Raw genomic sequence first — 14,035 nt, forward strand, 5'->3', positions numbered from 1 at the left:
CGCGCCACATCTAGCGATGTGATCCCGCCGACCCTTCCTCCCGAAATCCAGCAATGGTTCGACGCGCGCGGCTGGCGCGTGCGGCGGCATCAGCTCGATATGCTGGCCAAGGCGGGCGAGGGGCGGCACGCACTGCTGGTCGCGGATACCGGCGCGGGCAAGACGCTGGCAGGGTTTCTGCCGACGCTGTGCGATTTCGCCCCGTCGCGTGGCGAGGCGCCGCCGGAGGGTCTGCACACGCTCTACGTCTCGCCGTTAAAGGCGCTGGCACATGACGTGCAGCGCAACCTGCTGACGCCGATCGAAGAAATCGGTCTGCCGATATCGGTCGAGACCCGAAGCGGCGACACGTCGTCGGACAAGAAGAAACGCCAGCGCGAAAAGCCGCCCAATGTCATGCTGACGACGCCGGAGAGCCTTTCGCTGTTGCTCTCCTATCCCGAGAGCCTCCACCTGTTCCGTACGCTGAAGCGGGTGGTGATCGACGAGGTTCACGCCTTCGCCACAGGCAAGCGCGGCGACCTGCTCGCGCTCGGCCTCGCGCGGTTGCAGCGGATCGCCCCCGACTTGCAGCGGGTGGCACTGTCGGCGACGCTCGCCAACCCCCTCAGCTTTCAGGAATGGCTCGCGCCGCAGCCCGTGGACGGCACCGGCGAAATCCACGCGGCTGACCTTGTGCTGGGTGAGAAGGGGGCCGAGCCTGAGGTCGAGATCCTGCTGCCGATCGAGGAGCGCGTGCCGTGGGGCGGCCATGCCGGACGCTGGGCAATTCCGCAGATCTACGAGGCGATCAAAGCCAACCGCACCACGCTGGTCTTCACCAACACCCGCTTCCTTGCGGAGTTCATTTTCCAGTGCCTGTGGGATGTGAACGAGGACAATCTCCCGATCGGCATTCACCACGGTAGCCTCTCCAAAGAAGCGCGGCGCAAGGTCGAGGATGCCATGGCCGCCGGTGAGTTACGCGCCTTGGTCTGTACAGCGAGCCTCGATCTCGGGGTCGATTGGGGCGACATCGACCTCGTCGTGCAGATGGGTGCGCCCAAGGGCTCGTCGCGCTTGCTCCAGCGGATCGGGCGTGCCGGGCACCGGCTCGACACTCCGAGCCGGGCGATGCTCGTTCCCGGAAACCGCTTTGAGTTTCTTGAGGCAATGGCGGCGAAGGACGCAGTCGACGAAGGCCAGCGCGACGGCGAGGATTTCCGCCTCGGTGGCCTCGATGTCCTCGCGCAACACGTGATGGCCTGCGCCTGCGCAGCACCCTTCGACGAATCTGAATTGCTGGCCGAAATTCGCTCCAGCGTTGCCTATGCCTGGGTCGACGAAGCGGCATTGCAGCGCGTGCTCTCTTTCGTCGAGAACGGGGGCTATGCGCTCCGCGCCTACGACAAATTCAGGCGGATCGTCCGCGGAAAAGGCGGCGTGTGGCGCCTCGCGCATCCCAACCAGGCGCAGCGTCACCGCATGAATGCCGGGATCATCGTCAACAGCGAAATGCTGATGGTGCGCTTCAAGAACGGGCGGCAGCTGGGCAAGGTCGAGGAGCGTTTCGCCGCCCAGTTATCGGCGGGCGACACGTTCTTTTTCGCGGGGATGAGCCTCGAAGTAGAAAGCGTGAAGGACATGGATGTGATCGTCCGCGGCGCGAAGACCAGCGCATCGATCCCTTCCTATGGCGGCCTGCGCCTGCCGCTCACGACGCACCTTGCCAGCCGCGTGCAGGAGATGCTCGACGATCGCGTGGGCTGGGGGCGATTTCCGGACGATGTGCGCGAATGGCTGGAGGTGCAGGACTATCGCAGCCGCCTGCCCGCACCGGGCGAACTGCTGGTCGAAAGCTTCCCTCACGGCGGCAAGCACTACACCACGTACTATACCTTCGAAGGGTGGAACGCGAACCAGTCGCTGGGCATGCTGATCACCCGGCGGATGGACGATCGACGGCTGATGCCGGGCGGATTTGTGGCGAACGACTACACGCTGGCGGTGTGGGGGCTGAAGCCGGTCGTTGATCCCAAACCGCTGCTCTCGCCCGACATCCTGACTCACGAATTCACCGATTGGGTGACCGAAAGTCACCTGTTGCGGCGCGCTTTCCGCGAGGTCGCGGTGATCAGCGGGCTGGTAGAGCGCCAGCATCCGGGCAAGCGCAAGACTGGCAAGCAGGTCACCTTCTCTACCGACCTCATCTACGACGTGCTCAAGAAGTACGAACCTGACCATGTGCTGCTCGAAGCTGCCTGGGCCGATGCCCGCGCTCGGATGACGGACGTGGGGCGGCTCGCCGATCTGCTCGAACGCTCGCAGCACGAACTGGTGCATCTCGAGCTCGAGCGCGTGTCGCCGCTCGCCGTGCCGGTGATGACGATGATCGGCCGCGAGGCGGTGCCGCAGGGCGCGGTGGATGATGAACTGCTCATCGAGGCGGAGACCTTGGTGGGAGAGGCGATGCGGATCGATCCTCCGATGGAGGGAGATTAGGCGATTGGCGTAGCCTTGAAGCGGAGTTCCTCATAGCCCGCCGCTTCCAACACGTAAGCCAACCCGCCTATACAACCACTACAGACAGCGCCACGCACGCAATCGGCCTCGTATGGATCCGGCTGATCGGCTCGCGGCATCGATCACCCTGCGACCCTTGCGGGGATGTCTTCAGGCTCCAGAACCGAATTGTTTGTGGCGCGCATTGCCAACGAAGACGAAACGCTTGGCGCCCGCTTCCTTGATCAGCGCGATCGTGCGGGCCGAGCTGTCGTAACTGGCGAGCGCATCGGGCTCGAAGCGCAGTTCGGGTTGCTCCTCCATCGCGCTGGCGGCGGCGACCTGCCGCCGTAGCTGGTCGGGCGTCACCTCTACGCCGTTCCACAGCAACTCGTCCTGCGCGGTGATGAAAACGGTGTTGGTGTCCTCATTCATCGGGCAGGTCCTGCACGGTTCGGTTGGCAGGTCGATCGTCGTCTCGTGCACTTTGATCGGCACTGCCATGATCAGCATGATGAGCAGCACCAACAGCACGTCAATGAAGGGCGTGACGTTCATGTCGGCTTTGGGACTGAGACGCTTTCGTCCGCGCGGATCGTATTCGTCGGAGAATCGGCTGCGGCGGGGCATCGTGGCGGTCGTCATGACATGTCTCCTCTCTTGCGATGCGGGGAGTCGATGACCACATCACATTTGGGACTGTATATCATTACAGTGAAGTTGCCTAATGCGTACCGGTATGAGGTTTGCAACCGGTCCACCCGGCGCGCCAATCTTCTCGCGCCAAGCCAATAAGAAAGGGGCGGTCCCTGCCGGGCCGCCCCTCCTGTACTCGTTAACCGGTTTCAGCGGTTACTGTTGACCACCTAGACTACCCGCGCCGGGGCCACCGGTGCCGAACTGGCGATACTTCTCGTTGCCTACGAAACCGAACTTGGTCACGCCGGACGCCTTGATGATCTGCAGAACCTTGGCCGACAGGTCATAGCTGGCCTGAGCCTCGGGTTCGAACTGAAGTTCCGGCTCGGTCTGCATCTGCGTGGTCTCCGCAAGCAGCGTCCGCAGCTGGCCCGGAGTGATCGTGTCCGCGTTCCAGAGGATCTGGTCCGCAGCGGTGAGCACCAGCTTGTTCTTGACCGGGTCGATAATGATATCCTGCGGCGGCGGATCGCCCTGCGGAAGATCGATATCGACCGAGTGCGTGGCCACCGGGATGGTGATGATGAACATGATAAGCAGAACGAGCAGGACGTCGATCAGCGGCGTCATGTTCATATCCATCATCGGTTCGCCGTCGAGCTTGCCTCCAGCCATACCCATGGGTTGTTACTCCTTAAATCTCTGTCGGCTCAGATGCCGGGTTCGACCGGGTTCGAGATGAACCCGACGGTCGGATAACCGGCTGCCTGCACGTTGTAGATCGCCCCTGCGACACAGCGCCACGGTGCGTTGACATCGCCGCGGATGTGGACCTGCGGGATGCGCTCGGGGTCTTCCATGATCGCTTCGGGACCACCAGCCGCCGTGACGATGTTGTCGAGGCGGGTAAAGGCCTGGTCGTACAGCTGTTCGGACGTCACCGGAGTGATGTTGTTGAAGTAGACACGGCATTCGCCGACGCGCGAGGCCCCTTCGAAACCGGGCTCGCCTGCGCTGCGACCGGCAGCGTCGGTGGTGCTGACCGTAAGCAACAGGTTCTCGACCTTGTTCTTCGATTCGACCGATTCAAACACCGGGATTTCGAGCTTCTCGATCGTCTGGATCGCAACCGGGACCGCGATCAGGAAGATGATCAGCAGCACGAGCATCACATCCACCAGTGGGGTGGTGTTGATGTCTGACATCGGGGTGTCTCCACCGCCTCCTGTCGAAATCGCCATTGAAAATTCCTATCCCTGCAAAAATTCTGTTCGACCCGAGTGGCCCGTCTGCCGAGCCGGGATTGCGCCTTCGTCGACCCTTGCCGGTGCCTGTGAGGCGGGGCTGTGGTCAGCTTGGGCGCGGCCCCGGGTGGTTCGAGGGCGGGATGACGCGATGCATCCCGCCACTCGCAATCAAGAGACCATCAGCTCTTCGGTGCGGCACCACCGGCGGTCGTCGCCGGCTTGGCAGCGGCCGGCTTCGCGGCACCCTTGGGTGCAGCTGCGGTCAGCGCCGGCTTGATGGCGCCGTTCGAGCCGATGTAGGCCACGATGTCGTTCGAGAATTCGACCATCAGCGCAGCGATGCGGCGATTGCGCGACTGCAGCCAGTTGAACGCAAGCACTGCAGGCACAGCAACGAGCAGACCGATAGCGGTCATGATCAGGGCCTCGCCAACCGGACCGGCAACCTTGTCGATCGATGCCGACCCTTCGATACCGATGTTGATCAGTGCGCGGTAGATACCGATCACAGTACCGAGCAGACCGATGAACGGTGCGGTCGCACCGACCGATGCAAGAAACGAAAGGCCGCCCGAAAGCGAAGCGTTGATCGTTTCCTGCGAGTGAGCGAGTTCTTCCTCGATGAAGTGGATCTCATTACCGGCGCCTTCCATCTTGGAGTGGTGCTCCTGGGCGGTTACGGCGTCGTCGGCGAGCTGGCGCCAAGCGCTGTTCTTCTCGAGCTTGGTGGCGCCTTCCTTGAGGGTCGGGGCACGCCAGTAGGCACCCTTCACGTTCTTGTACTGCTTCATCACCTTGTTCTGCTCGAACACCTTGGTGAAGAGGATGTAGAATGAGCCGACCGACATGATGACCATGACCGCAAGGATCGACCAGGCGACGGGGCCGCCTTCTTCCATGGCTTTCATAAAGCCGAATTCGTTGACCGGCGCGTCAGTGGCGGCAGCCGAGAGAGTATAAAGGTTCATTGCGAGTAGTCCTCTTGAAAAATTATCCCTGCGAGAGCGGCCTCACCACAAGACCGCGCCCGTAATCCTTAGTTAAGTCGGTAGGTGATCCGCGTTGCGTAGCTGCCCGTCGTCGGGTTGCCGGCATTGTCGAGCGCCGGGTTGAAGCGGGCATAGCGCTCCATCCCGCGGCAAGCTGCATCGTCGAGGATGCTCGATCCGCTCGATGCAGTCACCGAACAGTTTGCCGCGCGGCCATCAGGGGTCACGGTGACGCGAACGCCGACCGTGCCTTCGATCTCTTCGCGCAACGCGCGCGAGGGATAGTTTTCCTGGATGCGGGCAGCCCAGCGCCCTTCGCCGCGAGTGCTTGCGCCCCGAGCCAGCGACGGTGCGGGCGGCGGGGCCGGCGGTGCGACCGGAGCAGGCGGCGGAATCGTAAGCGCCGGCGGAGCGGGCGGCGGAATCGTCGGCTGCGTCTGGATCGGCGGCGGAGCCGGCGCGATACTGATCGGCGGAGGGGGCGCCACGGGCGGCGGCGGCGCAGTTTCCTGCGGCTGCTCGGGCGGCGGCTCGTCCGGCTCTTCAGGCGGCGGGGGCTCCTCGATATCGACCGTGGTAACGCGCTCGATCTGTTCCTTCACCGCATTGACAGCGAGACCGATGACCATTGCAAGTCCGATCCCGCCGACAATCGCAAGTGCGATGATGAGGGAGACGAGCTTGGCACCGGTCAATCCTTGTTGTTGCTCAGCGTAGGACATCCAGTCGCTTCTCTCCATTACAGTCGCCGGTGGACATACCGGCAATATTCTCACGCCATGCCCGAATCAGCGTTCCCCGAATCGGACCGCACGGACGCGAATCCCATAAATTAAAGGCTCTCGCAGTAGGATCGTTCCTTCGACTTGAAAAGTCGACCACATCTCCGCGAGACACCGTAGCCACGACGTGGAAACGGCGCTTGCGCTCGTCCGGCTGAATGTCCCCGATAGCCGCACAAGCCTTTAAGCCCATAACGGCCAACCCCTAGGCAATCAAACGCTTTATCGGTTCAGCCGCGATTCACTGCGCTGGCATTGGAATGCGGAAGTGTGCGAACAATGCCGCGGCGATCCCACCTTAATTCCGGAAACTTCCAATGATTAACCGAAATTTAACAAACAAATTCAGTTTGCTAGCTGCTCCTGCCATGGCGTTTGCGCTGGCAGTGGGAGGTGCGGTGCCCGGAACGGCCCAGCCGATGCCAGACGATTCTCAAACCGATGCTTCGCGCGCGACCTATGTCGACCTTGTTACTCTCGGCGAGCGCAGCGAGCTGGTGATCCGCGCCGAGATTCGCCGCCAGACGCAGGTCGGCCCCGAACGTGCACCCGGTCTGAGACCGGGATTAGCGCGCCTGTATATCGAGGCCGACACGCTCGCGCTCATTGCAGGCTCGACCCGCATCGGGGAGTCGCTCGCGTATCTCGTCGACGTCCCGCTTGACGAAAAGGGCAAGCTGCCCAAACTCAAGAAGCGTCAATTTATCCTTTTTGCCAACACGGTGCCAGGACGTCCGGCGACCGAGCGCGGGCGCGAGATCCAGCTCTCCGGACCGAACGCGCAGCTCGATTACAGCCCCGAGTTCGAAGCGCGCCTGCGCCCGATCCTGACTTCGCTTGCCGCGTCCGACGTGCCGCCGCAAATTGAAGGTATCGCCGATGCGCTGGCGGTGCAGGGTACGCTGGCGGGCGAATCGGAAAGCCAGATCTTTCTAGAAACGCAGGATGGTTCGCCGGTCTCGATCACAGTGTTGCGCCGTCCGGGCCTGCGGCCGACCTGGGGCGTCTCGTGGGGCGAGATCATCGATTCGTCCGCACGCCCACCGCAACGCGAAACGCTGCGGTGGTATCGCCTCGCCTGCTCTCTTCCAGGCGAGCTGCCGAGCAGCGCCAACCTCGCCCGCGATCCTGCCGCCCGGCGCCTTGCTGCTGCCGACTACGCCTTCGTGATCGACCAGCTGGGCCCGTGCGAGCGCGCGATCACCGAATAGCCATTCGCCGATGTGCCGCCGCTGCATGCTTGACGGTGTGCCTGCAATCTCTAAGCCGCGGATATTGCATTGCAGCATCGGAGCGACTTTGTGTCTGAAACCAACGCGCCTCTTCGCATAGCCATCGCCGGGCTTGGCACCGTCGGCGCGGGTGTGATCCGGTTGCTCAACACCAATCGCGATCTGATTGCCGCGCGCGCCGGTCGAGCGATCGAAGTGGTCGCAGTCAGCGCGCGCGACCGCTCGCTCGATCGCGGCGTCGATCTTTCCGGCTATGCCTGGGAAGACGACATGACCGAGCTCGCCGGGCGCGAGGATGTCGATGTCATGGTCGAGCTGGTCGGCGGATCCGATGGCCCGGCATTGGCCGCATCGCGAGCCGCTCTCAAAGCGGGCAAGGGGCTGGTCACCGCAAACAAGGCGATGATCGCGCACCATGGCCTCGCGCTGGCCGAGCTGGCGGAAGCGGCCGGCGTTCCGCTGAAATTCGAAGCCGCGGTCGCCGGCGGCATACCTGTGGTCAAGGGCCTGCGCGAGGGAACCTCTGCCAATGCGCTGACCAAAGTCTATGGCATCCTCAACGGCACCTGCAATTACATCCTCTCCGAGATGGAGGAGACCGGGGCCGACTTCTCCGAAACGCTCGCCGAGGCGCAAAAGCTTGGGTACGCCGAGGCCGATCCGACCTTCGACATCGAAGGGATCGACGCGGCGCACAAGCTTGCGATCCTCGCTGCGATCGGGTTCGGCGCGAAGGTCGATTTTGCCGCCGTGCGGGTCAGCGGCATCACCCAGGTGCGCGCCGCCGACATCGCGCAGGCCGATGCGCTCGGCTTCGTCATCCGGCTGATTGCCGAGGCCGACGCCCACGAAGGGAAGCTGCTCCAGCGCGTGCGCCCATGCCTCGTCGCCAAGGATCACCCGCTCGCGCCCGTCGACGGGCCGACCAATGCCGTGGTCGCCGAAGGCAATTTCTCGGGCCGCCTGCTGTTCCAGGGCGCGGGCGCGGGCGACGGACCCACCGCCAGCGCCGTGGTGGCCGATCTGATCGACATCGCCCGCAGCGAAGTCAGCGCGCCGTTCTCGATGCCGGTCGCGCAATTGCAGGCGCTCCCGCCGGCCGAACCGGGCCACCGGATGGAGCGCACCTATATCCGTTTCACCGTCAACGACCGCCCCGGCGTCCTCGCCGAGATCACGGCCGCGATGCGCGATGCCGATGTCTCGATCGAAAGCCTGATCCAGAAAGGCCGCGCGCACGAAGGCGGAGAGGTGCTGGTGGCAATGGTCACCCACGAAGGACCCGAGGCGAATGTCCGCCGCGCGATCGACCTGCTCGATGGCTCCGACAGCCTGACCGGCGATCCGCTGGTGCTGCCGATCCTACCGAACTAGGGTTGCTCCGGCTCCGCTGAAGGACGCGGGGGAAGGCCCAGCTCCGCTTCGCTGATTGTGTCCTCCCCGTCCGGGTCGCCGACCGGGTCGAGCCCGCGGGCGATCAGGTCGGCATCGGACCCCTGCGGCGCTTCGGGAAGCGCTTCCACGTCGATCAGCAGGGGCGGCTCTTCGGGTGCGAACAGCGAGATCGTCACGATCGGGACCATCAGGCCACCACCCGGCGCGCGCAGGCCGGATCCATCGACATCGGGTGTCTTCATCCCTTGGGTCGCTTCGGCATAGCGGCGTTCCCAGTCGGGCTTGTCGAACATCCGCGCGCCTTGTTCGCGGCGCTCGCGGCACACCACGATTTCGCCGGCAATCCTCGCCTCATCGGCTTCGCGCTCGCAGCGTTCGATGATCACCGGATCGCTCGGTTGCTCGACGAGGATATCGATCACGACCCGCTCTGGTCCGGCCTCTTCTTGCTGAGCCTGCACTGCGGCGGACGACATCGTGATTGCCGCTATCGCGGGAGCAACACGGCGAACGGCTGGCACTTAATCGCCCTCTTCGGGCACCGGCGGAGCCTCGAGCCCCAGCTTGCGTCGGCGTTCGGCGATTTCCTCGGGCGTCGGTTCTGCATCCTTGCCCAGCGGCGGCAGACCGCGCGCGATACGATCCGCATCGGATCCGGCGGGCGCCTCGGGCAGTGCCTCGACATCGATGAAGATCGCCGGCGGCGGCACCTTGCCGAAGCCGATCCCGTTGCCATGATCGGCGATGCCGAAAGTGTTGGGTGTGCCGGGATCGCCCTTGAACGCGGTGCGCTCGGCATAGTCCCTTTCCCATGCCTCCTTGTCCCACGATCCGTCGGTCGCTTCGCCCACCCGGCGGCAGACGACGATCTCTCCGGCGATCTTTCCGGCATCGGCCTCTTCCTCGCAGTCCTCCTGGATCAGCTGGTCCGAGGGGTCCTTGGGTACGGTGACCGAAAGGTCGATTCCGTCGAACTGGCGGCGCTGCGTGGCCGAGGCCTTGGCTTCAGCCGCCTCGTCTTCCACTGTCTCCTGCGTCACATCTTCGTCACTCTGCGCCGCCACTGGCGCGGGAGCGGCGATGAGCGCGGCGAGCAGGACGGGCAGCGGGGAAAAGCGCAGAACGGGCACAGCATTGCTCGACAAGCCCGTCTCCTTCGGCTTAAGCGGTCGGCGATCACGCATACGATTGCGAACCCCCGATGCACAAGGGGTTAGGGATTGAAAGAGGACAGGGACTGAATTTCACATGAATATTCCGGCTGATACCGATGTGCTGGCGTCGAAGGAGCGGGCGATGGAAAGCGCGCTCGATCGCGTGCTTGTCCTCGAAATGGTCCGCGTGACCGAAGCGGCTGCGGTCGCCGCGGCGCAACTGATCGGCCGCGGTGACGAAAAAGCGGCCGATGCCGCCGCGGTCGAAGCGATGCGACGCGCCTTCGACGATCTCTACATGGACGGCACGGTGGTGATCGGCGAGGGCGAGCGCGACGAGGCGCCGATGCTCTATATCGGCGAAAAGGTCGGCGGTGCGCCGGGCAAAGGGCCGAAGATCGACATCGCGCTCGACCCGCTCGAAGGCACCACCATCACCGCCAAGGCCGGACCGAACGCGCTGGCCGTGCTTGCGGCGGCGGAAGAGGGCAACCTCCTCAACGCGCCCGACGTCTACATGGACAAGCTGGCGGTCGGCCCCGGATATCCAGAGGGCGTTATCGATCTCGCCAAGAGCCCGACCGAAAACGTCAAAGCGGTGGCGGAAGCCAAGGGCGTCGATCCGTCCGATATCATCGTCTGCGTACTCGACCGGCCGCGCCATGCCGACCTCATCGCGGAGCTGCGCGCACTTGGCTGCGGCGTGGTGCTGATCGGTGACGGCGACGTCGCGGGGGTGATCGCGGTGACCGATCAGGACACCACGATCGACATGTATATGGGCCAGGGCGGTGCGCCCGAGGGCGTGCTCGCAGCAGCGGCGCTGCGCTGCGTCGGCGGGCAATTCAACGGCCGGCTGGTGTTCCGCAACGAGGACGAAAAGGCCCGCGCGCGCAAGTGGGGGATCGAGGATCTCGACCGCATCTACAAACTCGAGGACCTCGCCAAAGGCGACTGCATCTTCGCCGCGACCGGCGTGACCTCGGGCTCGCTGCTCGAAGGCGTGAAGAAGCGCAAGAAGTCGACCGGTGCGACGATTATGACCACCGACAGCGTGGTGATGCGCGCCTCGAGCGGCACGGTGAGATGGGTCAGGGGCGAGCACCGGATTTCGCCGCACCGGGACTGAACGCCTAGGCAAAACTGACGAAGTTGACACCCTGTCAACCGCGGAATCTCGCAATTTACCTCTAGATATCAGGCACTTGCAGTGCCCGATCGAAGTTGACACTTTGCGCAATGAAAAAATCGGGGCGGGCTCGATCACGATACGACCATGATCGGCAGGACAAGAGTAGGAAAGTGATTTCCTTGCCCGTTTTCCGGCGGTGACATATACCCCCTATAGGTATATAGAGGACTCCTCCAGAAGAGGAGTTGCCATGACAACGTTGTCCGATTTCGTAGCAGCCGAGCTTGTCGAGGCTCTCGGCCAGTCCGATCCGCAGGCTCAGTTCCGGCACCTGGAACGCGCGCGTGTTCTCAGCTAGTATTCGACCCGCGATCATGTCCGCGTGCATGGCGCGATGCTGCGCTGGGCCTGGCGCCAACGCGATGCGCGCGAGGCGGTGGGTCAGGTCATCCGCATTATCGGTGCGGCGACCAAGACCGCGATCGGCTGGATCCCCGCCGGCAACACCGGCGGTGCCAACGTCAGCCCGATCAAGCCGATGCCGGTGCTCGATGATCTTGCGGCAGTTATCGCCCGCCATCGCTGACTAGCTGAGGACAAAGCGGCACGGGCTCTGTTGCGTTTCCATGACTCTCGGCTAGGCGAGTCCCACCAAGGTCACTCGGGGATTCGCACATCATGAAGATCATGTCCGGCAATTCGAACTTGCCGCTCGCGCGCGCCATCGCGGCCTATCTCGAACTGCCATTGACCGACGCCAGCGTCCGGCGCTTTGCCGACGAGGAAGTCTTCATCGAGATCCACGAGAACGTGCGCGGTGAGGACGTCTTCCTCGTCCAGTCGACCAGTTTCCCGGCCAACGACAACCTGATGGAGCTGCTGATCGGGATCGATGCGCTGCGCCGCGCCTCGGCCAAGCGGATCACGGCGGTGGTGCCGTACTATGGCTATGCCCGGCAGGACCGGAAACCCGGCCCGCGCACGCCGATCTCGGCCAAGCTGGTTGCCAATCTCATCACCGAGGCGGGTGCCGACCGCGTGCTCGCGGTCGACCTTCACGCAGGCCAGATTCAGGGCTTCTTCGATATACCGACCGACAATCTCTACGCCGCCCCGGTGATGGCGGCGGATATTCAGGCGCGATACGGCGACCAGGACCTGATGGTGATCTCGCCCGATGTCGGCGGCGTGGTCCGCGCCCGCGCACTCGCTAAACGGCTCGACAACGCTCCGCTGGCGATCGTCGACAAGCGCCGCGACCGTCCGGGCGAAAGCGAAGTGATGAACATCATCGGCGACGTTTCCGGCCGCCACTGCATCCTGATCGACGACATCGTCGATTCGGGCGGCACGCTGTGCAACGCGGCCGATGCGCTGCTCGAGCAGGGCGCGAAATCGGTCGCTGCCTATATCACCCACGGCGTGCTCTCGGGCGGCGCGGTGGCGCGGGTCGATGGATCGAAGCTGAAAGAGCTGGTGATCACCGACTCGATCCGCCCGACCGAGGCGGCGGAGCAGTCCGAACGCATCCGCACGCTCACCATCGCCCCGCTGGTGGGCGAGGCAATCCGGCGGATTGCGGACGAAAGCAGCGTCAGCTCGCTGTTCGATTGATGTTCGAGCCCGACGAGGTTCGGGAGATACTCGTCGGTGCCGCCCGCGCCGGCAACGCGCTCACCTACAGCCAGATGCTCGGCCTGCTCGGCCATCGCTTCACCCGTCCGCTAATGCGTCAGCTCTGCACGGTGCTTGACGCGATCGACGAGGATGGCCGTGTCGCGGGTGAGCCCGGACTTGCCGTGCTGGTCGTGAGGCAATCGGACGGACTGCCAGGGCAAGGCTGGTTCGCCTCGCGCAGCGCGACGCATCCCGATCTGCCGCTCGAGTGGGAGGGGGCGGAGGCCCGGCGCTACATCGAGGCGAAACAGCGTGAGGCGTTCGAATACTGGAGCGGGCGTCAGGCCCGCCAGGGGTAAAGCCCGTCGGGCATCGCCCGGCCCAGCACTTCGAGCCGCCGCGACTGCCGCGCTTCGAGCGTGAGCGTCATGAACGGTTGCGGGGTCGAAGCAAACTGGCGCGGTGTCATCCCGAAGAACGCGCGGAACTCGCGGATCATGTGGCTCTGGTCGAAGAACCGCAACGCGGCTTCCTCTGCTTCGCTGTCGTCGGCCACGCCCAGAAGGTGCGAGGCGATGTCGAGCGCGCGCGCGCGCCGCAGCACCTGCGTCGCCGTTTGGCCGTAGGCGCGCTTGATCTGCCGTTCGAGCCGTCGCCGCTCGATCGCATGCTCGGCGGCAAAATCGCCGATGTTGAGATTGGGATTTTCGAACACCGCCTTGTCGAAGGCTTCGATCACCGGATCAGGCTCCTTGGCCCCGGTCCGCTCGACCAGCTGGCGCACGAGCTTCTCGGCAACCTTGAGCCAGCGTTCGGGCGGTCCGGCGGGGTCGAACCATTCGATCATCTTCTCGCTCGTGCCCCATTCCTCGTTGCCGTAGATGTGGTCGTAGAGGATGATCCGGTCGAGCATGTCGGCCACCGCCGGGCCCTTGAGCGCAGTCATGGCCCCGGGTTTCAGCGCCACGCCGACCGTCGCGAAGCTGCCCTTCACGCTCACCGCCATGCGCTTTGTTTGCGGGCCGAACAGCAGCGCGGATGGACCATATCGACCGATCCCGTCGCGGGTCTCTGCGGTCCACTCGCCCGAGAACAAGGCCCGCATGACCGGCGTGTCGGAGATCAGCCCGCAGCGCATCGTTGCGTCCGGGTCCATATCGACCTGGGTCGCATAGACGCGCGCGACCCACGGCGCGAGATCGTCTGCCGGGGCGCGGTTGTTCGAAAGCGGTTCGCCGTTGCGGGTATGGCCGAGCGCCGAGCGCAGCTCAGGGCTGGTCTTCGCGGCGAACTCGCGATTTCCCGTCTCTGCCCCCATGCTCGATTGCGCCCTCGATCTTGTCTATTCTTGGATCGCCAAACCCCGC

Annotated in this window: 14 protein-coding genes and 1 pseudogene; 7 read left to right on the forward strand and 8 right to left on the reverse strand. The window is 64.2% G+C overall.

The window, feature by feature from the left end; genetic code table 11:
- The first annotated feature begins 21 nt into the window (after positions 1–21).
- Positions 22–2,481 (forward strand): ligase-associated DNA damage response DEXH box helicase, encoded by a 2,460-nt coding sequence (locus ACI5KX_RS02560; RefSeq protein ID WP_406811304.1) that lies wholly within the window; start codon positions 22–24, stop codon positions 2,479–2,481.
- Between the two features lie 171 nt (positions 2,482–2,652).
- On the opposite strand, the gene ACI5KX_RS02565 is transcribed toward ACI5KX_RS02560, so the two are convergent.
- The 5 genes from ACI5KX_RS02565 to ACI5KX_RS02585 all read right to left on the reverse strand — a co-directional run bounded on the left by ACI5KX_RS02565 (position 2,653) and on the right by ACI5KX_RS02585 (position 6,096).
- Positions 2,653–3,126 carry an ExbD/TolR family protein gene (locus ACI5KX_RS02565; RefSeq protein ID WP_406809113.1) on the reverse strand — a complete coding sequence of 158 codons (474 nt, stop codon included), beginning with the start codon at positions 3,124–3,126 and terminating at the stop codon, positions 2,653–2,655.
- 207 nt (positions 3,127–3,333) lie between these two features.
- Positions 3,334–3,801 carry an ExbD/TolR family protein gene (locus ACI5KX_RS02570; RefSeq protein WP_406809114.1) on the reverse strand — a complete coding sequence of 156 codons (468 nt, stop codon included), beginning with the start codon at positions 3,799–3,801 and terminating at the stop codon, positions 3,334–3,336.
- Between the two features lie 29 nt (positions 3,802–3,830).
- Complete coding sequence (locus ACI5KX_RS02575) at positions 3,831–4,361, reverse strand: ExbD/TolR family protein (RefSeq protein ID WP_406809115.1); 531 nt, start codon at positions 4,359–4,361, stop codon at positions 3,831–3,833.
- Between the two features lie 185 nt (positions 4,362–4,546).
- Positions 4,547–5,335: a MotA/TolQ/ExbB proton channel family protein gene (locus ACI5KX_RS02580; protein WP_406809116.1), complete on the reverse strand. Its 789-nt coding sequence runs from the start codon at positions 5,333–5,335 to the stop codon at positions 4,547–4,549.
- A gap of 68 nt (positions 5,336–5,403) precedes the next feature.
- Complete coding sequence (locus ACI5KX_RS02585) at positions 5,404–6,096, reverse strand: energy transducer TonB (protein WP_406809117.1); 693 nt, start codon at positions 6,094–6,096, stop codon at positions 5,404–5,406.
- A 410-nt stretch (positions 6,097–6,506) separates the two neighbouring features.
- Here ACI5KX_RS02585 and ACI5KX_RS02590 point away from each other — a divergent pair, with 410 nt between their 5' ends.
- Together ACI5KX_RS02590 and ACI5KX_RS02595 are read left to right on the forward strand one after the other, a co-directional pair.
- Positions 6,507–7,349, forward strand: a complete 843-nt coding sequence (locus tag ACI5KX_RS02590) for a hypothetical protein (protein WP_406809118.1) — start codon at positions 6,507–6,509, stop codon at positions 7,347–7,349.
- A 90-nt stretch (positions 7,350–7,439) separates the two neighbouring features.
- Entirely contained in the window at positions 7,440–8,744 is a 1,305-nt protein-coding gene (locus ACI5KX_RS02595; RefSeq protein WP_406809119.1) for a homoserine dehydrogenase, read from the forward strand.
- Here ACI5KX_RS02595 and ACI5KX_RS02600 read toward each other — a convergent pair.
- Together ACI5KX_RS02600 and ACI5KX_RS02605 are read right to left on the reverse strand one after the other, a co-directional pair.
- Positions 8,741–9,241 carry a hypothetical protein gene (locus tag ACI5KX_RS02600; protein ID WP_406809120.1) on the reverse strand — a complete coding sequence of 167 codons (501 nt, stop codon included), beginning with the start codon at positions 9,239–9,241 and terminating at the stop codon, positions 8,741–8,743. The two genes, ACI5KX_RS02595 and ACI5KX_RS02600, sit on opposite strands and share 4 nt — an antisense overlap.
- Positions 9,242–9,286: 45 nt before the next feature.
- Complete coding sequence (locus ACI5KX_RS02605) at positions 9,287–9,910, reverse strand: hypothetical protein (RefSeq protein ID WP_406809121.1); 624 nt, start codon at positions 9,908–9,910, stop codon at positions 9,287–9,289.
- A 103-nt stretch (positions 9,911–10,013) separates the two neighbouring features.
- Between ACI5KX_RS02605 and glpX the strand changes: the two genes are divergently transcribed.
- The 4 genes and pseudogenes from glpX (at position 10,014) to ACI5KX_RS02625 (ending at position 13,027) form a co-directional block, all read left to right on the forward strand.
- Positions 10,014–11,048, forward strand: coding sequence for a class II fructose-bisphosphatase (gene glpX, locus ACI5KX_RS02610; RefSeq protein WP_406809122.1), 1,035 nt, complete (start codon positions 10,014–10,016; stop codon positions 11,046–11,048).
- 382 nt (positions 11,049–11,430) lie between these two features.
- Positions 11,431–11,637, forward strand: a pseudogene (locus tag ACI5KX_RS02615) (DUF3703 domain-containing protein); the annotation flags it as partial.
- Positions 11,638–11,729: 92 nt separating this feature from the next.
- On the forward strand, positions 11,730–12,665 hold the full coding sequence (locus ACI5KX_RS02620) for a ribose-phosphate pyrophosphokinase (RefSeq protein ID WP_406809123.1): 936 nt from the start codon (positions 11,730–11,732) through the stop codon (positions 12,663–12,665).
- Positions 12,665–13,027 (forward strand): ribose-phosphate pyrophosphokinase, encoded by a 363-nt coding sequence (locus tag ACI5KX_RS02625; protein WP_406811305.1) that lies wholly within the window; start codon positions 12,665–12,667, stop codon positions 13,025–13,027. Before ACI5KX_RS02620 ends, ACI5KX_RS02625 begins: the two co-directional genes overlap by 1 nt.
- Here ACI5KX_RS02625 and ACI5KX_RS02630 read toward each other — a convergent pair.
- Positions 13,009–13,986: a helix-turn-helix domain-containing protein gene (locus ACI5KX_RS02630; protein WP_406809124.1), complete on the reverse strand. Its 978-nt coding sequence runs from the start codon at positions 13,984–13,986 to the stop codon at positions 13,009–13,011. The genes ACI5KX_RS02625 and ACI5KX_RS02630 overlap by 19 nt on opposite strands.
- Positions 13,987–14,035: the final 49 nt, after the last annotated feature.

This window comes from Erythrobacter sp. GH1-10 (assembly GCF_045363165.1).
Lineage (GTDB): Bacteria > Pseudomonadota > Alphaproteobacteria > Sphingomonadales > Sphingomonadaceae > Erythrobacter.

Bases quoted from the DNA above. Each gene is read 5' to 3' on its own strand.
- ACI5KX_RS02590 (WP_406809118.1), top strand. From the start codon at position 6,507: ATGGCGTTTGCGCTGGCAGTGGGAGGTGCGGTGCCCGGAACGGCCCAG.
- ACI5KX_RS02600 (WP_406809120.1), bottom strand. From the start codon at position 9,241: ATGTCGTCCGCCGCAGTGCAGGCTCAGCAAGAAGAGGCCGGACCAGAG.
- ACI5KX_RS02575 (WP_406809115.1), bottom strand. From the start codon at position 4,361: ATGGCGATTTCGACAGGAGGCGGTGGAGACACCCCGATGTCAGACATC.
- glpX (WP_406809122.1), top strand. From the start codon at position 10,014: ATGAATATTCCGGCTGATACCGATGTGCTGGCGTCGAAGGAGCGGGCG.
- ACI5KX_RS02580 (WP_406809116.1), bottom strand. From the start codon at position 5,335: ATGAACCTTTATACTCTCTCGGCTGCCGCCACTGACGCGCCGGTCAAC.
- ACI5KX_RS02570 (WP_406809114.1), bottom strand. From the start codon at position 3,801: ATGGGTATGGCTGGAGGCAAGCTCGACGGCGAACCGATGATGGATATG.
- ACI5KX_RS02620 (WP_406809123.1), top strand. From the start codon at position 11,730: ATGAAGATCATGTCCGGCAATTCGAACTTGCCGCTCGCGCGCGCCATC.
- ACI5KX_RS02565 (WP_406809113.1), bottom strand. From the start codon at position 3,126: ATGACGACCGCCACGATGCCCCGCCGCAGCCGATTCTCCGACGAATAC.
- ACI5KX_RS02585 (WP_406809117.1), bottom strand. From the start codon at position 6,096: ATGGAGAGAAGCGACTGGATGTCCTACGCTGAGCAACAACAAGGATTG.
- ACI5KX_RS02625 (WP_406811305.1), top strand. From the start codon at position 12,665: ATGTTCGAGCCCGACGAGGTTCGGGAGATACTCGTCGGTGCCGCCCGC.
- ACI5KX_RS02630 (WP_406809124.1), bottom strand. From the start codon at position 13,986: ATGGGGGCAGAGACGGGAAATCGCGAGTTCGCCGCGAAGACCAGCCCT.